This window comes from Pseudomonas sp. NBRC 100443 (genome assembly GCF_030268185.1).
GTDB classification, from domain to species: Bacteria; Pseudomonadota; Gammaproteobacteria; order Pseudomonadales; family Pseudomonadaceae; genus Pseudomonas; species Pseudomonas citronellolis.
The window spans coordinates 100,490-118,884 of the sequence record NZ_BSQE01000001.1; the positions used below are offsets into that span (position 1 = coordinate 100,490).

General features: G+C 68.5%; 14 protein-coding genes. All 14 read left to right on the top strand.

The features are described from left to right. Positions 1–85 precede the first annotated feature (85 nt). The 14 genes from prmA to QSJ95_RS00565 all read left to right on the top strand — a co-directional run bounded on the left by prmA (position 86) and on the right by QSJ95_RS00565 (position 18,395). Positions 86–964, top strand: coding sequence for a 50S ribosomal protein L11 methyltransferase (prmA, locus tag QSJ95_RS00500; protein ID WP_116424288.1), 879 nt, complete (start codon positions 86–88; stop codon positions 962–964). A 75-nt stretch (positions 965–1,039) separates the two neighbouring features. Further along, positions 1,040–2,509 (top strand): DUF3426 domain-containing protein, encoded by a 1,470-nt coding sequence (locus QSJ95_RS00505; RefSeq protein ID WP_285639073.1) that lies wholly within the window; start codon positions 1,040–1,042, stop codon positions 2,507–2,509. Positions 2,510–2,736: 227 nt separating this feature from the next. Next, complete coding sequence (dusB, locus tag QSJ95_RS00510; RefSeq protein ID WP_009613304.1) at positions 2,737–3,735, top strand: tRNA dihydrouridine synthase DusB; 999 nt, start codon at positions 2,737–2,739, stop codon at positions 3,733–3,735. Further along, entirely contained in the window at positions 3,732–4,052 is a 321-nt protein-coding gene (gene fis / locus QSJ95_RS00515) for a DNA-binding transcriptional regulator Fis (RefSeq protein WP_009613305.1), read from the top strand. Before dusB ends, fis begins: the two co-directional genes overlap by 4 nt. A gap of 116 nt (positions 4,053–4,168) precedes the next feature. Next, a complete protein-coding gene (purH, locus tag QSJ95_RS00520; protein ID WP_285639078.1) occupies positions 4,169–5,776 on the top strand; it encodes a bifunctional phosphoribosylaminoimidazolecarboxamide formyltransferase/IMP cyclohydrolase in 1,608 nt (535 codons plus the stop codon). A gap of 90 nt (positions 5,777–5,866) precedes the next feature. After that, entirely contained in the window at positions 5,867–7,156 is a 1,290-nt protein-coding gene (gene purD, locus QSJ95_RS00525) for a phosphoribosylamine--glycine ligase (RefSeq protein ID WP_069863200.1), read from the top strand. Between the two features lie 147 nt (positions 7,157–7,303). After that, the gene (locus tag QSJ95_RS00530; RefSeq protein ID WP_285639081.1) at positions 7,304–10,108 is read left to right on the top strand and encodes a hybrid sensor histidine kinase/response regulator; all 2,805 of its coding nucleotides are present in this window, start codon (positions 7,304–7,306) and stop codon (positions 10,106–10,108) included. Positions 10,109–10,623: 515 nt separating this feature from the next. Then, positions 10,624–11,220 carry a type III secretion system genes modulator TspR gene (gene tspR / locus QSJ95_RS00535; RefSeq protein WP_009613314.1) on the top strand — a complete coding sequence of 199 codons (597 nt, stop codon included), beginning with the start codon at positions 10,624–10,626 and terminating at the stop codon, positions 11,218–11,220. Between the two features lie 273 nt (positions 11,221–11,493). After that, the gene (urtA, locus tag QSJ95_RS00540) at positions 11,494–12,744 is read left to right on the top strand and encodes an urea ABC transporter substrate-binding protein (protein WP_061562897.1); all 1,251 of its coding nucleotides are present in this window, start codon (positions 11,494–11,496) and stop codon (positions 12,742–12,744) included. 129 nt (positions 12,745–12,873) lie between these two features. After that, positions 12,874–14,463, top strand: a complete 1,590-nt coding sequence (urtB, locus tag QSJ95_RS00545) for an urea ABC transporter permease subunit UrtB (protein WP_285639086.1) — start codon at positions 12,874–12,876, stop codon at positions 14,461–14,463. A 68-nt stretch (positions 14,464–14,531) separates the two neighbouring features. After that, on the top strand, positions 14,532–15,611 hold the full coding sequence (urtC, locus tag QSJ95_RS00550) for an urea ABC transporter permease subunit UrtC (protein ID WP_285639088.1): 1,080 nt from the start codon (positions 14,532–14,534) through the stop codon (positions 15,609–15,611). Beyond that, on the top strand, positions 15,608–16,453 hold the full coding sequence (gene urtD / locus QSJ95_RS00555) for an urea ABC transporter ATP-binding protein UrtD (RefSeq protein ID WP_285639089.1): 846 nt from the start codon (positions 15,608–15,610) through the stop codon (positions 16,451–16,453). The genes urtC and urtD overlap by 4 nt, the downstream gene beginning before the upstream one ends. Before the next feature lie 90 nt (positions 16,454–16,543). Continuing rightward, complete coding sequence (urtE, locus tag QSJ95_RS00560) at positions 16,544–17,242, top strand: urea ABC transporter ATP-binding subunit UrtE (protein ID WP_058071130.1); 699 nt, start codon at positions 16,544–16,546, stop codon at positions 17,240–17,242. A gap of 319 nt (positions 17,243–17,561) precedes the next feature. Beyond that, positions 17,562–18,395, top strand: coding sequence for an urease accessory protein UreD (locus tag QSJ95_RS00565; RefSeq protein ID WP_069862356.1), 834 nt, complete (start codon positions 17,562–17,564; stop codon positions 18,393–18,395).

Here is an 18,395-nt window from a genome sequence, read left to right on the forward strand (position 1 = left end):
AGGCTGGAAGGCTGGACGAAAAAGCGGATAATCCCGCCCTTCGTCCGGCCTTCCAGCCTTCAGCCGTTTTCTCACGAGGTTTTTTATGCCCTGGGTTCAAGTCCGCCTCGCCATCACCCCGGAACAGGCGCCCACCTACGAGGACGCCCTGCTGGAAGTCGGCGCCGTCTCGGTGACCTTCATGGACGCCGAGGACCAACCGATCTTCGAGCCGGACCTGGGCACCACCCCGCTGTGGACCCACACCCACCTGCTGGCGCTGTTCGAGGACGGCACCGACGAGGCCGCGCTGCTGGCGCACCTGCAGCTGCTGACCGGCGGCGAACTGCCCCAGCACCAGGTCGAAGTGGTCGAGGACCAGGACTGGGAACGCAGCTGGATGGACAACTTCAAGCCGATGCGCTTCGGCCGCCGCCTGTGGATCGTGCCCAGCTGGCACGAGGCGCCGGAGCCGGAGGCGGTGAACCTGCTGCTCGACCCGGGCCTGGCCTTCGGCACCGGCACCCACCCGACCACCGCGCTGTGCCTGGAATGGCTCGATGGCCAGGAACTGGCCGGCGATACCGTGCTGGACTTCGGCTGTGGCTCGGGCATCCTCGCCATCGCCGCGCTGCTGCTGGGCGCGAAGCGGGCGCTGGGCACCGACATCGACCCGCAGGCCCTGGAGGCCTCGCGCGACAACGCCACGCGCAACGGCATCGACCCGGCGCTGTTCCCGGTCTACCTGCCCGCCGATCTGCCCGCCGGGCAGGCCGACGTGGTGGTGGCGAACATTCTCGCCGGTCCCCTGGTCTCACTGGCAGGCCAGCTGACTTCCCTGGTCAAGCCCGGCGGCCGCCTGGCCCTGTCGGGCATCCTCGCCGAGCAGGCCGAGGAAGTGCGCGCCGCCTACGCCGACGCCTTCGAGCTGGAGCCCACCGCCGAGCGCGAAGGCTGGGTACGCATCAGCGGCCGCCGCCGCTGAACCCTGGTGGCGGCCAACTGCCCGCACGCCGAGGCTTGAGTTAGACTAATCGACCGTTTATCGCCGGACCGCCGCATGAGCGCCAGTTTCATCACACAGTGCCCGCATTGCCTCACCAGTTTCCGCGTCAACCAGGCGCAGCTGGGTGCGGCCAATGGCGCTGTGCGCTGCGGCGCCTGCCTCAAGGTGTTCAACGCCCCGCAACATATGCTGGGCGGCACCGCGCGCTCCGGCGGCGAGCCCATCCAGCCGCCGGCTGCGGCCCCGAAACCCGCAGCGCCCGCAGCGCCAAGCGAGCCCCCGCGCCCCATCCCGGCGCCCGGCGTCGCCACCCTCGGCTGGCCGCTGGCGCCGCACAGCGCGCGGCCGTCCGCCGACAGCACGGTGGCGCCGGCCGCCACGCCTGCGCCGGCCAGGCCGGCGGAGCAAACCCCCGTCGCGGCCAAGCCCGCCGACGATACCCTGTGGATCCACGACGATCTCGACCTGGACAGCCTCAACCTCGACGAAGAGCTGGCCAAGCTCGACGAATTCGAGCTGTCCCAGGAATTCCGCGAACTGCAGGCCGCGCCCAAGCCGGCCGAGGCCCTGCTGGGCAACCGCCCGTCGGCGCGCGACCCGCATGACGAACGCTGGGCCGAGGCCCTGCTGCGCGACGAGGAACGCCAGGCGAGCGAAGGCGGCCGCCAGGAACCGAGCCTGGGCCGCATCGACGAAGAACCCGAGCAGCCCCCCGTCGCGCCACCGCAACCGCAGAGCGCGCCGGCCGAAGAGTCGGCCGTGGCCGCCGCTGCCGCAGAAGAGGAAGACGACGACCTGCCGAGCTTCAGCGCCCGCCGCGACGACGAGCCGCTGGAAACCGAAGCCGAGCCGGACGAGGAACCCGAGGCCGAGCCCCCGCTGGCGGAACGCGAGACGCCCCGCCTGGGCGCGCCGCTGGACGACGAGGACGAAGAGGCAGACGACAAGGCCCCGCGCCGCCCCGACCCGGGCCTGGGCGAGGCCGCCCTGCGCGACCTCAGCGACGAGCCGCTGCAACTGGACTGGCAGAAGCCCAAGAGCCGCTGGGGCTGGCGCCTGCTCTGGCTGCTGCTGATCCTCCTGGCCCTGGCCGGCCTGGGCGGCCAGTACGTGGCCTACCACTTCGACGAACTGGCCCGCGAGGACGCCTACCGCCCCTGGTTCGCCGAACTCTGCCCGCAATTGGGCTGCAGCCTGCCGTCGAAGGTCGACGTCGAGCAGATCCGCAGCAGCAACCTGGTGGTGCGCAGCCACCCGGACTTCAGCGGCGCCCTGGTGGTGGACGCGATCATCTACAACCGCGCCAGCTTCTCCCAGCCCTTCCCGCTGCTGGAGCTGCGCTTCGCCGACCTCAACGGCCAACTGATCGCCAGCCGCAGCTTCAAGCCCAGCGAATACCTGGGCGGCGAGCTGGCCGGGCAGAGCGAGATGCCGCCGCAGACGCCGATCCACGTGTCGCTGGACATCCTCGACCCGGGCCCCAAGGCGGTCAACTACAGCCTCAGCTTCCATTCTCCGGAGTGACCGGCGCATAGCGCAGAACCCCGCGCAACGCCAGTTCCGCTCGTCTTCCAACCCCAGGCAATAAGCCGGCGGCTGTTCAGAATTTATCCAAAATCGCCTTTATCCGGTCATCGAGAGCGGGTATCATGCCCTCCCTTTTTTGCAAGCACCGGTGGCCTCTCGCCGACCCTCCCCGAGTCCTCGACCCGCGGGAGCGTGCAGCGATTGCGCCCCATAACAGGGAAGCGATGTCGGTGGTTCGCATCGGCTCTTACACACTGCCCAACAGACTGATCCTGGCTCCCATGGCCGGCGTCACCGATCGCCCGTTCCGCCAGCTGTGCCGCCGCCTCGGCGCCGGCATGGTGGTCTCGGAGATGGTCACCAGCGACGTGCGCCTGTGGAACAGCCGCAAGTCGCGCCTGCGCCTGGTGCATGACGGCGAGGACCAGCCGCGTTCGGTGCAGATAGCCGGCGGCGACCCGCAGATGCTCGCCGAGGCCGCCCGCGCCAACGTCGAGCTGGGCGCGCAGATCATCGACATCAACATGGGCTGCCCGGCCAAGAAGGTCTGCAACAAGGCCGCCGGCTCCGCGCTGCTGCGCGACGAGAAGCTGGTGGCCGAAATCCTCGAAGCCGTGGTGGCCGCCGTCGAAGTGCCGGTGACGCTGAAGATCCGCACCGGCTGGGACCGCGACAACCGCAACGGCGTGAACGTCGCGCGCATCGCCGAGCAGTCGGGCATCCAGGCACTGGCCGTGCACGGCCGCACCCGCGCCGACCTGTACACCGGCGACGCCGAATACGAAACCATCGCCGCGATCAAGCAGGCGGTGTCCATCCCGGTGTTCGCCAACGGCGACATCACCTCGCCGCAGAAGGCCCGCCAGGTGCTCCAGCACACCGGCGCCGACGCCTTGCTGATCGGCCGCGCCGCCCAGGGCCGGCCGTGGATATTCCGTGAGATCGAGCACTACCTGAGCACCGGCGAGACCTTGCCGGCGCCGTCCCTGGCCGAGGTGGAAAGCATTTTGCTGGAGCACCTGGCCGCCTTGCATGCCTTCTATGGGGAAGAGCTGGGTGTCCGCATCGCCCGCAAGCACGTGGGCTGGTACCTGGCGACGTTACCGGGGGCGGCGGAGTTCCGCGCCCAGTTCAATCGTTTGCAGAACACGGATGCACAGAGCGCCAGCGTCAGGCAGTTCTTCGCCGAGCGCCACGACAACGGAAAAGGGGTGGCCGCATGACAACGATGACCGAGACTTTAGTGAGTGGAATGACACCCGTGAGCGACAACGCGAACCTCAAACAGCACCTGAACACGCCGACGCAGGAAGGCCATACCCTGCGCGACAGCGTCGAGAAGGCACTGCGCAACTACTTCGCCCACCTCGATGGGCAGCCGGTCACGGACGTGTACAACATGGTGCTCTGCGAAGTGGAGGCACCGCTGCTGGAAACCGTGATGGACCACGTGAAGGGTAACCAGACCAAGGCGTCGGAGCTGCTCGGCCTGAACCGCGGCACCCTGCGCAAGAAGCTCAAGCAGTACGATCTGCTCTAGAAGCTGGAAGCCCGAAGCCCGAAGCTGGAAGTGGAAAGCCGAACGGCGCTCTTGACTTCCGGCTTTCAGCTTCAAGCTTCCAGCTCTTTCTTTTCCTCTATCCGATGGCCTGACAGATGACCGACCAAACCACCCGCCTGCCCATCCGCCGCGCGCTGATCAGCGTCTCCGACAAGACCGGCGTCGTCGATTTCGCCCGCGAGCTGGTCGCCCTCGGCGTGGAGATCCTCTCCACCGGCGGCACCTACAAGCTGCTCAAGGACAACGCCATCGCCGCCGTGGAAGTGGCCGACTACACCGGCTTCCCGGAAATGATGGACGGCCGCGTCAAGACCCTGCACCCGAAGGTGCACGGCGGCATCCTCGGCCGTCGCGACATCGACGGCGCGGTGATGGCCGAGCACGGCATCAAGCCGATCGACCTGGTGGCGGTCAACCTGTACCCCTTCGAGGCCACCGTGGCCAAGCCCGACTGCGACCTGCCGACCGCCATCGAGAACATCGACATCGGCGGCCCGACCATGGTCCGCAGCGCCGCGAAGAACCACAAGGACGTCGCCATCGTGGTCAACGCCGGCGACTACGCCGGCGTGGTCGCGGCCCTGAAGGCCGGCGGCCTGACCTACGCCCAGCGCTTCGACCTGGCCCTGAAGGCCTTCGAGCACACCGCCGCCTACGACGGCATGATCGCCAACTACCTGGGCACCATCGACCAGGCCCGCGACACCCTCTCCACCGAAGGCCGCGGCGCCTTCCCGCGCACCTTCAACAGCCAGTTCATCAAGGCCCAGGAAATGCGCTACGGCGAGAACCCGCACCAGAGCGCGGCCTTCTACGTCGAGGCGAAGAAGGGCGAGGCCAGCGTTTCCACCGCCGTGCAGCTGCAAGGCAAGGAACTGTCGTTCAACAACGTGGCCGACACCGACGCCGCGCTGGAATGCGTGAAGAGCTTCGTCAAGCCGGCCTGCGTCATCGTCAAGCACGCCAACCCGTGCGGCGTGGCCGTGGTCCCGGAGAACGAGGGCGGCATCCGCAAGGCCTACGAACTGGCCTACGCCACCGACACCGAGTCGGCCTTCGGCGGCATCATCGCCTTCAACCGCGAGCTGGACGGCGACACCGCCCAGGCCATCGTCGAGCGCCAGTTCGTCGAAGTCATCATCGCCCCGAAGGTCTCCGCCGCCGCCCGCGCCGTGGTCGCCGCCAAGGCCAACGTGCGCCTGCTGGAGTGCGGCGAGTGGCCAGCCGAGCGCGCCCCGGGCTGGGACTTCAAGCGCGTCAACGGCGGCCTGCTGGTACAGAGCCGCGACATCGGCATGATCACCGAGGCGGACCTGAAGATCGTCACCCAGCGCGCGCCCAGCGAGCAGGAAATCCACGACCTGATCTTCGCCTGGAAAGTGGCCAAGTTCGTCAAGTCCAACGCCATCGTCTATGCCAAGCACCGCCAGACCGTCGGCGTCGGCGCCGGCCAGATGAGCCGCGTCAACTCCGCGCGCATCGCCGCCATCAAGGCCGAGCATGCCGGCCTGGAAGTGAAAGGCGCGGTCATGGCCTCTGACGCCTTCTTCCCGTTCCGCGACGGCATCGACAACGCGGCCAAGGCCGGCATCACCGCGGTGATCCAGCCGGGCGGCTCGATGCGTGACAACGAAGTCATCGCGGCGGCCGACGAAGCCGGCATCGCCATGGTGTTCACCGGGATGCGCCATTTCAGGCACTAAAAGCTGGAAGCCTGTAGCTGGAAGCCTGAAGCCCGACCGCTTCCAGCTTCCAGCTTCCAGCTTCCAGCTCTCAGACGAGAGCTATCGAATATGAATGTACTGATCATCGGCAGCGGCGGTCGCGAACACGCCCTGGCCTGGAAGGTCGCCCAGGACCCGCGCGTGGCGAAGGTCTTCGTCGCCCCGGGCAACGCCGGCACCGCCACCGAGCCCAAGTGCGAGAACGTCGCCATCGACGTGCTGGCCCTGGAGCAACTGGCCGACTTCGCCGCGAAGAACGTGCAACTGACCATCGTCGGCCCAGAAGCACCGCTGGTCGCCGGCGTGGTCGACCTGTTCCGTTCGCGCGGCCTGGACATCTTCGGCCCGACCAAGGGCGCGGCCCAGCTGGAAGGCTCCAAGGCCTTCACCAAGGACTTCCTGGCCCGCCACAAGATCCCCACCGCCGACTACCGGAACTTCACCGAAGTCGAGCCGGCCCTGGCCTACCTGAAGGAGAAAGGCGCGCCCATCGTGATCAAGGCCGACGGCCTGGCCGCGGGCAAGGGCGTGATCGTCGCCATGACCCTGGAAGAAGCCGAGGAAGCCGTGCGCGACATGCTCGCCGGCAACGCCTTCGGCGACGCCGGTTCGCGCGTGGTGATCGAGGAGTTCCTCGACGGCGAGGAGGCCAGCTTCATCGTCATGGTCGACGGCCAGAACGTGCTGCCCATGGCCACCAGCCAGGACCACAAGCGCGTCGGCGACGCCGACACTGGCCCCAACACCGGCGGCATGGGCGCCTACTCGCCGGCCCCGGTGGTCACCCCCCAGGTGCACCAGCGGGTGATGGACGAAGTCATCTACCCGACCGTGCGCGGCATGGCCGAGGAAGGCAACGTCTACACCGGCTTCCTCTACGCCGGCCTGATGATCGACAAGAGCGGCGCGCCCAAGGTCATCGAGTTCAACTGCCGCTTCGGCGACCCCGAGACGCAGCCAATCATGGTGCGCCTGGAAAGCTCCCTGGTGCTGCTGGTCGAGGCCGCCCTGGCCAAGGCGCTGGACAAGGTCGAGGCCACCTGGGACCCGCGCCCCACCGTGGGCGTGGTGCTGGCCGCCGGCGGCTACCCGGGCGACTACGCCAAGGGCGACGTCATCGAAGGCCTGGCCGAAGCCGCCAAGCTCGACGGCAAGGTGTTCCATGCCGGCACCGCGCTGAAGGACGGCCAGGTGGTCACCTCCGGCGGCCGCGTGCTCTGCGCCACCGCCATCGGCCCGAGCGTGTCCTCGGCGCAGCAGCAGGCCTACCGCCTGGCGGAGCAGATCCGCTGGAACGGCTGCTTCTACCGCAAGGACATCGGCTACCGCGCCATCGCCCGCGAACGCGGCGAAGGCTGAAAGGCCGGCGGGCGCAGGGGCTGAGCCGCCTTTGCGCCCGTTTTTCCGACCTGCGGTCGGCAGGCGGCCACGTGCGGGCCCGGGTGGATTTCGGGGCCGTCGGCACTTGGCTATAATCCGGCCACTCTCCACCGAAGGGAATTCGCCGTGCGCCGGCTCTGGAACGCCACAGGACTTCTGGTCTGCCTGCTGCTGACGGCCCTGCTCGTAGGCCCGGGCCTCGTCCAGGCGCAGGATGCCGACGGCTGGTCGCAGTTGCACGACGGCGAAGGCCGCCTGCAGTTGCAGGACGTCCTCTCCGCACGCCTGCGCCCGCTGTTCAGCCCCCTCGACATCGAAGACCTGCACGCCCCCGCCGGCCCCGGCGCCATCTGGCTGCACTACCGCCTGCCGGCCAGCGACGCGCCGCGCCAGCTGCGCCTGTTCTCGCCGAGCCTGGACAGCCTGCAGCTCTACCTGCTGCACGGCTCGCAGCTGCTGGAAGAGCGCCAGGCCGGCAACCTCTACCCCGGCCAGCGTCCGCTGCTCAACAGCGACATCCTGCTGCCGCTGCGCAGCAGCCCCGAAGTCCTCGACCTCTACCTGCGCCTGAGCTCCAGCCAGAGCCTGCGCCCCACCATCAGCCTGGAAAGCACCGAATACCCCGCCGGCCAGCAGCGCCCGCTGCAGTTCGGCATCCTCCTCGGCTGCCTGGGCATGCTGCTGCTCTACAACCTGGTGCGCTTCGCCTACAACCGCGTGCTCAGCGGCCTGTGGCTGGCCGGGGTGCACGCCGGGCTGCTGCTGGCCTGCCTGACGCTGTTCGGCCTGCTCAGCCCCTGGTACGGCACGCACCAGACCTGGCAGCCGCTGACCGCCCAGCTGGCCCTGCTGCTGGTGCTGTTCTGCGCCCTGGGCTACACCGCCAGCTTCTTCCACGGCCAGCCGCCGCGCCGCCCCTTGGGCCGCCTGCTGGCCCTGGGCAGCCTCGGCCTGCTGGGCCTCGGCGCGCTGCTGCACCTGGCCCTGGACATCCCCACCGGCGAGTTGCTCTACGGCCTGGTGGCGATCACCAGCCTGGGCATGTTCCTCATCGCCGCCTACTACATGCGCCACGGCTACCGCCCGGCCCGGCTGTTCGTCATCGCCATGGGCGTGTTCGTCAGCGCCTGGCTGCTGAGCCTGCCGGCCCTGCTCGGCTACGTGCCCACGCGCAGCGACTGGCTCGGCAGCGCGCTGCTGGGGCTGACCGCGGCGGCCGGCTTCCTGCTCAGCCTGGCCCTGGCCGAGCGCCAGCGCCAACTGCAGCAGGAGAGCTTCGACGCCAGCCGCAAGCGCGCCGCCAGCAGCGCCGAGCTCAAGGCCAAGGGCGAGTTCCTGGCGAAGATCAGCCACGAAATCCGCACCCCCATGAACGGCGTGCTGGGCATGACCGAGCTGCTGCTCGGCACGCCGCTGTCGGCCAAGCAGCGCGACTACGTGCAGACAATCCACAGCGCCGGCAACGAACTGCTGGCGCTGATCAACGAAATCCTCGACATCTCCAAACTGGAGTCCGGGCAGATCGAGCTGGACGAGGTGCAGTTCGACCTGGGCGCGCTGATCGAGGACTGCCTGGCGATCTTCCGGGTGCGCGCCGAGCAGCAGAAGATCGAGCTGATCAGCTTCACCCAGCCGCAGGTGCCACGGGTGATCAGCGGCGACCCGACGCGCCTGCGCCAGGTGCTGCTGAGCCTGCTGGACAACGCCTTCAAGCAGACCGAGGAAGGCGAGATCCTCCTGGTGGTGGCCCTCGATGGCCCGCCGGGCAAGACGCGCCTGCGCATCGCCGTGCAGGACAGCGGCCGCCCGCTGGACCCCAACGACCGCCAGGCCCTGCTCACCGCCGAGCTGCACAGCCGCGACTTCCTCTCCGCCACCCGCCTGAGCAGCCGCCTGGGCCTGGTGATCGCGCGCCAGCTGATCCAGCTGATGTCCGGCCAGTTGGGCATCGAAAGCGGCCTGGACAGCGGTGGCGACAGCGGCAACACCCTGTGGCTGAGCCTGCCGCTGGACCAGGACATGCTCGAACACCCCACCGCCGACCTCGACAGCCCGCTGCAGGGCGCACGCCTGCTGGTGGTGGACGACAACCAGACCTGCCGCAAGGTGGTGGTGCAGCAGTGCAGCGTCTGGGGCATGAACGTCAGCGCCGTGGCTTCCGGCAAGGAGGCCCTGGCCCTGCTGCGCACCAAGGCGCACCTGCGCGAATACTTCGACGTGGTCCTGCTCGACCAGGACATGCCCGGCATGACCGGCATGCAGTTGGCGACCAAGATCCAGGAAGACCCCAACCTCAACCACGACATCCTGCTGATCATGCTCACCGGCATCAGCAACGCGCCGAGCAAGATCATCGCCCGCAACGCCGGGATCAAGCGCATCCTGGCCAAGCCGGTGGCCGGCTACACGCTCAAGGCCACCCTCGCCGACGAACTGGCCCAGCGCGGCCCCAGCGGCGTGACCAACTACCTGCCGGCGGCCGCCGAACCCGCGCCGCTGAGCCCGCCCAGCGACTTCCGCGTGCTGGTAGCCGAGGACAACAGCATCTCCACCAAGGTCATCCGCGGCATGCTCGGCAAGCTCGACCTGCAGCCGGACACCGCCAGCAACGGCGAGGAAGCCCTGGCCGCGATGAAGGCCACCCAGTACGACCTGGTGCTGATGGACTGCGAGATGCCGGTGCTCGACGGCTTCTCCGCCACCGAGCGCCTGCGCGCCTGGGAAGCCAGCGAACACCGCCCGCACACCCCGGTGGTGGCGCTCACCGCGCACATCCTCAGCGAACACAAGGAACGCGCCCGCCTGGTCGGCATGGACGGGCACATGGCCAAGCCGGTGGAACTGTCGCAACTGCGCGAACTGGTGGCCTACTGGGTAGCCGAACGCGAACGCCGCCTGCGCCAGCAGAGCGACGCGGCGCTGCCGTCCTGAGGCCCATCACTGCCCCGAGGTGCTTTTCGTAGGATGGGTTGAGCTTGCGATACCCATGCGGTTGCGGTGATGGGTATCGCTCCGCTCAACCGCATCCTACGGGCGTTGTGTCTGCCGGAGGGTGTAGGAGCGAGCTTGCTCGCGAAGGGCGTTTACCGGCGACTTCGGTGTATTGGCTTGCCGCCTTTCCCTCTCCCCAGCCCTCTCCCTGAAGGGAGAGGGGGCTTGTCCGTGCCGAGAGAAGTGATGGTTTCAGCCGGAAACCTTCGGCGTTGCCGGCTAACGCCAGAACGCCCGGCTCTGCCCAACGGTCCCCTCTCCCTTCAGGGAGAGGGTTAGGGAGAGGGGCGAGGTCAACCCGAAACACCGTAGCCACCGGGAAACACCCTTCGCGAGCAAGCTCGCTCCTACAATAAAACCCCCACCGAAACCCGCCCCCAGGCAATGACCGCCGCCCACCCCGCCCGCTATGCTTCAGCCCCAGCAGAGCCATCTCACCCGGACGAGATCCCCCCATGCATGTGCTGTTCAGCGTGTACCTGAAGATGCTGGTGCTCTACAGCCCCTTCTTCGTGCTTTCCTGCTTCATCAGCCTCAGCCGCGGCTTCGCCCCGCGCGACCGCAAGCACATGGCCTGGCGCGTGGCCCTGGCGGCGCTGGTCGCCAGCGTGCTGCTGTACCTGTTCGGGCGCTACATCTTCACCCTCTTCGGCATCACCGCCGACGCCTTCCGCATCGGCGCCGGCAGCGTGCTGTTCATCTCCGCCCTGGGCATGGCCCAGGGGCGCTCGGCGGTGCAGAGCGACAACGTGCAGCAGGACGTCACCATCGTCCCGCTGACCATCCCCATCACCGTCGGCCCCGGCACCATAGGCGCGCTGCTGGTGATGGGCGTCGGCCAGCACTGGGAGGACAAGCTGCTGGCGCTGCTGGCGATCGTCCTCGCCTGCCTCACCCTCGGCGTCACCCTCTTCCTGTCCGACCGCATCGAACGCATCCTCGGCGAGCAGGGCCTGCAGATCGTCAGCCGGCTGATGGGCCTGTTCGTCTGCGCCCTGGCCGCGCAGATCATCATGACCGGCGTGCGCGGCTACTTCCTGCCCGCGCCCTGAGACCGGCGTCACACAGCGGCGCGCCCCAATTGGGGGCGAATCGTCCGTGCGCCCCCTCGGCGCACCAGAATGGCGCCGCGAAAAGCCTGGCCGAAACGGCAGAAAATCCCGCGCAGGCCTTCTGGCACAGGGCTTTGCGCTGCTTGGCACGGATGCTGCGATAGACCTCCCGACCCGCAGGGGTCCCCTACCCACTTCGGGAGGCTGCACAGGCGACGGCCCAGAATCCGCGCGGCACCCTCCCAGGTACTGGAAGCCAAGGAGGCTGCCGCGATGAAACGTCGTCCCCTGTTGAAAAGCACCCTGGCGGTGAGCGCGCTGCTGCTCACCGGCCTGTTCCCCTTCGGCTCCCAGGCCGCCGAGACCATCAAGGTCGGCATCCTGCATTCGCTGTCCGGCACCATGGCCATCTCCGAGACCTCGCTCAAGGACATGGCGCTGATGACCATCGACGAAATCAACGCCAAGGGCGGGGTGAACGGCAAGAAGCTGGAGCCGGTGGTGGTCGATCCGGCGTCGAACTGGCCGCTGTTCGCCGAGAAGGCCCGCCAGCTGCTGACCCAGGACAAGGTCGCGGTGGTCTTCGGCTGCTGGACCAGCGTCTCGCGCAAATCCGTGCTGCCGGTGTTCGAGGAACTCAACGGCCTGCTGTTCTACCCGGTGCAGTACGAGGGCGAGGAAATGTCGCCCAACGTCTTCTACACCGGCGCCGCGCCGAACCAGCAGGCCATCCCCGCGGTGGAATACCTGATGAGCGAGGACGGCGGCGCGGCCAAGCGCTTCTTCCTGCTCGGCACCGACTACGTCTACCCGCGCACCACCAACAAGATCCTGCGCGCCTTCCTGCACAGCAAGGGCGTGGCCGACAAGGACATCCAGGAGGTCTACACGCCGTTCGGCCACAGCGACTACCAGACCATCGTCGCCGACATCAAGAAGTTCTCCGCCGGCGGCAAGACCGCGGTGATCTCCACCGTCAACGGCGACTCCAACGTGCCCTTCTACAAGGAACTGGCCAACCAGGGCCTGGAAGCCACCGAAGTGCCGGTGGTGGCCTTCTCGGTGGGCGAGGAAGAACTGCGCGGCATCGACACCAGGCCGCTGGTGGGCAACCTCGCGGCGTGGAACTACTTCGAGTCGGTGAAGAACCCGCAGAACGAGAAGTTCGTCGCCGACTGGAAGGCCTACGCCAAGGCGAAGAACCTGCCGAACTACGCCACCGCCGTGACCAACGACCCGATGGAAGCCACCTACGTCGGCATCCACATGTGGGCCCAGGCCGTGGAGAAGGCCGGCAGCACCGACGTCGGCAAGGTCCGCGAAGCCATGGGCGGGCAGACCTTCAAGGCGCCCTCGGGCTTCACCCTGACCATGGACAAGACCAACCACCACCTGCACAAGCCGGTGATGATCGGCGAAATCCAGGACGACGGGCAGTTCAACGTGGTCTGGAAAACCCCCGAGCCGATCCGCGCCCAGCCCTGGAGCCCGTTCATCCCGGGCAACGACAAGAAGCCGGACTGAATTGAAAAGGCTGGAAGCTGGAAGCTGGAAGCTGAAAGCTGAAAGCCAAAAGCGACGCGGTCTCGCTTCTAGCTTCTAGCTTCTAGCTTCTAGCTTCCAGCTTCCAGCCTCCAACCAACGAAAAAACCCATGCCCCCACCCGCCCTTATCCGTCTAATCCGAGCCTGCGCCCTGGCGCTGGCCACCCTCCTCGCCCTGCCCGCGCAAGCCGGCCCGGCCCGGGACTTCGCCGCCGCCGACAACACCGGCCGCGCCACGCTGCTCGAACACTGGGCCGCCGCCCCCGAGGCCGAGCGCCTGCCGCTGCTCGAAGCCATCCAGGCCGGGCGCTTCGCCGTCGACGCGCAGAACCATGCCTTCATCCTCGGCGACGACAAGCAGTACCGCGCCGCCGAAGGCGACGCCCCGCCCGCCGGCGAACCCGACAAGCTGCGCCTGAACAACCGCCTGCGCGGCCTGCTCAACACCGCCCTGGCCAGCCACCAGCTGGTGGCGCAGGACCCGACGCTGCGCCTGGAAGCCGCGCGCCAGTTGCAGAAGACCGCCAAGCCCGCGCAGCGCGACCTGCTCGCCCAGCGCACCGGCGCGGAAACCGACGACAAGGTGAAAGCCGCCCTGCAACTGGCCCTGGCCAACCTGCAACTGGCCGACGCCGACCCGCAGGTACGCCTGGCCGCCGTGCGCCTGCTCGGCGATTCCGGCGACCCGCTGGCCCTCAGTCGCCTGCAGAACCTGCTCGACCCGGCGATGGAAGCCGACCAGCAGGTGCGCACCGCCGCCGCCACCAGCCTGGCCCAGGTCAAGCGCCGGCTGCTGCTCGGCGACCTGCTCGGCCAGGCCTTCAGCGGCCTGTCGCTGGGTTCCATCCTGCTGCTGGCGGCCCTGGGCCTGGCCATCACCTATGGCCTGCTCGGCGTCATCAACATGGCCCATGGCGAGATGCTGATGCTCGGCGCCTACTCCACCTACCTGGTGCAGTCGCTGCTGCAACGCTTCGCCCCCGGCCTGCTGGAGTTCTACCCGCTGCTGGCCCTGCCGGTGGCCTTCGGCGTCACCGCGGCCATCGGCATGGCCCTGGAACGCACGGTGATCCGCCACCTCTACGGCCGCCCGCTGGAAACCCTGCTGGCCACCTGGGGCATCAGCCTGGTGCTGATCCAGCTGGTGCGCGTGCTGTTCGGCGCGCAGAACGTCGAGGTGGCCAACCCGGCCTGGCTGTCCGGCGGCGTCCAGCTGCTGCCGAACCTGGTGCTGCCGTGGAACCGCATCGTCATCATCGGCTTCGCCCTGTTCGTGCTGGCGCTCACCTGGCTGCTGCTCAACCGCACGCGGCTGGGCCTGAACGTCCGCGCGGTGACGCAGAACCGCAACATGGCGGCCTGCTGCGGCGTGCCCACCGGGCGCGTGGACATGCTCGCCTTCGGCCTCGGCTCGGGCATCGCCGGGCTCGGCGGGGTGGCCCTGTCGCAGGTCGGCAACGTCGGCCCGGACCTGGGCCAGAGCTACATCATCGACTCCTTCCTGGTGGTGGTGCTCGGCGGCGTTGGCCAGCTGGCCGGCAGCGTCTGCGCGGCCTTCGGCCTGGGCGTGGCGAACAAGATCCTCGAACCGCAGATAGGCGCGGTGCTGGGCAAGATCCTGATCCTGGCGCTGATCATCCTGTTCATCCAGAAACGCCCCCAGGGGCTGTTCGCCCTGAAAGGGAGGGTCATCGATTGATGAAAACGCCAATGCCCGAACCGACCGCTCCTACAGGGTGCGTCCGCCGACCGTAGGGAGATTTGCCCGTGAACCAACCACTCACCGTGACGGCCGCGCAGAAGGCCGGCCCGAAACTCACCGCCGGCATCGTCGTCGCAGCCCTCGTCGCATTGCTGATCCTGCCGCTGCTGCACCTGCTGCCCGAAAGCAACGCCCTGCACCTGTCGGCCTACGGCCTGACGCTGACCGGCAAGATCCTCTGCTACGCCATAGTGGCGCTGGCCCTGGACCTGGTCTGGGGCTACGCCGGCCTGCTATCCCTCGGCCACGGCCTGTTCTTCGCCCTGGGCGGCTACGCCATGGGCATGTACCTGATGCGCGAGGCGGCCGGCGACGGCCTGCCGGCGTTCATGACCTTCCTGTCGTGGAACGAGCTGCCCTGGTACTGGGCCGGCACCCAGCACTTCCTCTGGGCCCTGTGCCTGGTGGTGCTGGCGCCGGGGCTGCTGGCCTTCGTGTTCGGCTTCTTCGCCTTCCGCTCGCGGATCAAGGGCGTGTACTTCTCGATCATGACCCAGGCCCTGACCTTCGCCGGCATGCTGCTGTTCTTCCGCAACGAGACCGGCTTCGGCGGCAACAACGGCTTCACCAACTTCCGCAGCATCCTGGGCTTTTCGATCACCGCGCCGGGCACCCGCGCCGCGCTGTTCCTGGCCATCGTCCTGCTGCTGGCGGCCAGCCTGGCGCTGGGCTTCGCCCTGGCACAGAGCAAGTTCGGCCGGGTGCTCACCGCCCTGCGCGACGCCGAGAACCGCCTGATGTTCTGCGGCTACGACCCGCGCGGCTACAAGCTGTTCGTCTGGACCCTGAGCGCGGTGCTCTGCGGCCTGGCCGGCGCCCTGTTCGTGCCGCTGGTGGGCATCGTCAACCCCAGCGAGATGTCGCCCACCAACTCCATCGAAGCCGCCGTGTGGGTGGCCCTGGGCGGCCGCGGCACGCTGCTCGGCCCGCTGCTCGGCGCCGGCGTGGTGAACGGCGCCAAGAGCTGGTTCACCGTGGCCTTCCCGGAGTACTGGCTGTTCTTCCTCGGCGCCCTGTTCATCGTCGTCACCCTGTACCTGCCGCGGGGCATCCTCGGGCTGATCAAGCGGGAGAAAGCGCAATGAGAGCCGTCCCCCACCTGATGCTGGAACCGGCCTTCGACCCCAGCGGCACGGGCCGCGACGCCGTCGGCCTGGGCGCCAGCGCAAGCCAGGGCCTGGACGTGCGCCACGGCACCATCCTCACCCTGGAAGACATCAACGTCAGCTTCGACGGCTTCCGCGCCCTGCGCGACCTGACGCTGTACATCGGCGTGGGCGAGCTGCGCTGCATCATCGGCCCCAACGGCGCGGGCAAGACCACGCTGATGGACGTGATCACCGGCAAGACCCGCCCCGACAGCGGCAAGGCGTACTTCGGCGAGACCTACGACCTGCAGCGCATGAGCGAGGTGGAAATCGCCCAGGCCGGCATCGGCCGCAAGTTCCAGAAGCCCACGGTGTTCGAGGCGCTCTCGGTGTTCGAGAACCTGGAGCTGGCGCAGAAGGCCGACAAGTCGGTATGGGCCAGTCTGCGCGCGAAGCTTTCCGGCGAGCAGAAGGACCGCATCGAGGAGGTGCTGGCCACCATCCGCCTGCGCGACTCGCGCAACCGCCCGGCCGGCCTGCTCTCCCACGGCCAGAAGCAGTTCCTGGAGATCGGCATGCTGCTGGTGCAGGAGCCGCAACTGCTGCTGCTCGACGAACCGGTGGCGGGCATGACCGACGCCGAGACCGAATTCACCGCCGAACTCTTCAAGTCCCTCGCCGGCCAGCACTCGCTGATGGTGGTGGAGCACGACATGGGCTTCGTCGGCAGCATCGCCGACCACGTCAGCGTGCTGCACCAGGGCCACGTGCTGGCCGAGGGCTCGCTGGAAGAAGTGCAGGCGAACGAACAGGTGATCGAGGTTTATCTGGGACGCTGAGCTTGAAGCCGAAAGCCAGAAGCTGGAAGCCGGAGCCGCTCTGCTTCCAGCTTCCGGCCTCAGGCTTCCAGCGCTGAAAAGGAAAACGACATGCTACAAGTCAGCCAACTACATCAGTTCTACGGCGGCAGCCACATCCTCCGCGGCCTGTCGTTCGACGCGAAGATCGGCGAGGTCACCTGCCTGCTCGGGCGCAACGGCGTGGGCAAGACCACCCTGCTGCGCTGCCTGATGGGCCTGGTGCCGGCGCGCGAGGGCAGCGTCAGCTGGGAGGGCAAGGCCATCACCGGCTTCAGGCCGCACCAGCGGGTGCGCGCCGGCATCGCCTACGTGCCCCAGGGGCGCGAAATCTTCCCGCGGCTGAGCGTGGAGGAGAACCTGCTGATGGGCCTGTCCCGCTTCGGCGCCAGGGAAGCGAAGCAGGTGCCGGAATTCATCTACGAACTCTTCCCGGTGCTGCGCGAGATGAAGCAACGCCGCGGCGGCGACCTCTCCGGCGGCCAGCAGCAACAGCTGGCCATCGGCCGCGCCCTGGCCAGCCGCCCGCGGTTGCTGATCCTCGACGAGCCCACCGAAGGCATCCAGCCCTCGGTGATCAAGGAGATCGGCGCGGTGATCCGCAAGCTCGCCGAGCGCGGCGACATGGCCATCCTGCTGGTGGAACAGTTCTACGACTTCGCCGCCGAACTGGCCGACCAGTACCTGGTGATGGCCCGCGGCGAGATCGTCCAGCAGGGCCGCGGCGCGGACATGGAAAGCGAAGGGGTACGCGGGCTGGTGGCCATCTGACGTAGGGCGTATAACGCTCCGCGTTATACGCCGCCTGACCTTGGCCCCAGGCCGCTCGGTGTCGACCTGGACACCACCGAGGCCGACTTCGGGGCGGCCAGGGAGATTGGTGTATCGGCGTATAACCGCGAACGGTTATACGCCCTACGCCCCATGGTGGTGCATTGCGCACCCCGACGCACCGCAATCGCGCCCATACCTGACCACTCGGACAACCCCATCCCCCGCTGCCGGCCAGGCTTTCCAGGCCCACGCACTATCCTGGCGCAGAAGGCACGCCAATTGCTCTACCCAGGGCAACCCCAGCAGAACACGCCCCATGAACGCACCCGCCGCCCTCTTCCACCCCGCCTGGCACGCCGAGCTGGAGCTGGCCTACGCCCGCGTCGGCGACGGCACGCGGCCGGTCACGCGGCGCCACCTGGGCCCGCTGCGGGTGCAGAAGCACCTGTACGCCGAGGGCCCGCAGGTCTGCCAGCACATCGTGGTGCACCCGCCCGGCGGCATCGCCGGCGGCGACACCCTAGCCCTCGACATCCACGCCGGCCCCGATGCCTGGGCCCAGTTCACCAGCCCCGGCGCGGCCAAGTGGTACCGTGCCGCCACGCCGGCCAGCCAGCGCCTGCGCATCCGCGTCGAGGCCGGCGCCACCCTGGAATGGCTGCCCCAGGAAACCATCGTCTTCTCCGGCGCCCGGGCCGAGCTGCACACCGACATCGACCTGCAGGGCGACGCCCGCCTGTTCTACTGGGACGTGGTCGCCCTCGGCCGCCCCGCCGCCGGCGAGCGCTTCGACCAGGGCCGCTTCGCCGCCAACCTGGACATCCGCCGCGACGGCCGCCGCCTGTGGCACGAACGCCAGCGCATCGACGGCGGCGAGCGCCTGCTGGACTCGCCCATTGGCCTGGCCGGGCAGCCGGTCATGGCCACGCTGATCGCCAGCGGGCAGATCGACGCCGAGCTGCTGGAAGCCTGCCGCGCGCTACCCTGCCAGGGCCGCGGCAACCTCACCCAGCTGCCCGGCCTGCTGGTCGCCCGCTGCCTGGCCGCCGAGGCGCTGCACGCCCGCGCCTGGCTCATCGAACTCTGGCGCGCGCTGCGGCCCGCGCTGCTCGGCCGCGAGGCCGTTCCCCCCAGAATCTGGAGCACCTGA

Coding starts and splice junctions, on each gene's coding strand:
- prmA (WP_116424288.1), top strand. CDS start 86: ATGCCCTGGGTTCAAGTCCGCCTCGCCATCACCCCGGAACAGGCGCCC.
- urtE (WP_058071130.1), top strand. CDS start 16,544: ATGCTACAAGTCAGCCAACTACATCAGTTCTACGGCGGCAGCCACATC.
- purD (WP_069863200.1), top strand. CDS start 5,867: ATGAATGTACTGATCATCGGCAGCGGCGGTCGCGAACACGCCCTGGCC.
- purH (WP_285639078.1), top strand. CDS start 4,169: ATGACCGACCAAACCACCCGCCTGCCCATCCGCCGCGCGCTGATCAGC.
- QSJ95_RS00505 (WP_285639073.1), top strand. CDS start 1,040: ATGAGCGCCAGTTTCATCACACAGTGCCCGCATTGCCTCACCAGTTTC.
- tspR (WP_009613314.1), top strand. CDS start 10,624: ATGCATGTGCTGTTCAGCGTGTACCTGAAGATGCTGGTGCTCTACAGC.
- dusB (WP_009613304.1), top strand. CDS start 2,737: ATGTCGGTGGTTCGCATCGGCTCTTACACACTGCCCAACAGACTGATC.
- urtA (WP_061562897.1), top strand. CDS start 11,494: ATGAAACGTCGTCCCCTGTTGAAAAGCACCCTGGCGGTGAGCGCGCTG.
- urtB (WP_285639086.1), top strand. CDS start 12,874: ATGCCCCCACCCGCCCTTATCCGTCTAATCCGAGCCTGCGCCCTGGCG.
- urtD (WP_285639089.1), top strand. CDS start 15,608: ATGAGAGCCGTCCCCCACCTGATGCTGGAACCGGCCTTCGACCCCAGC.
- QSJ95_RS00565 (WP_069862356.1), top strand. CDS start 17,562: ATGAACGCACCCGCCGCCCTCTTCCACCCCGCCTGGCACGCCGAGCTG.
- fis (WP_009613305.1), top strand. CDS start 3,732: ATGACAACGATGACCGAGACTTTAGTGAGTGGAATGACACCCGTGAGC.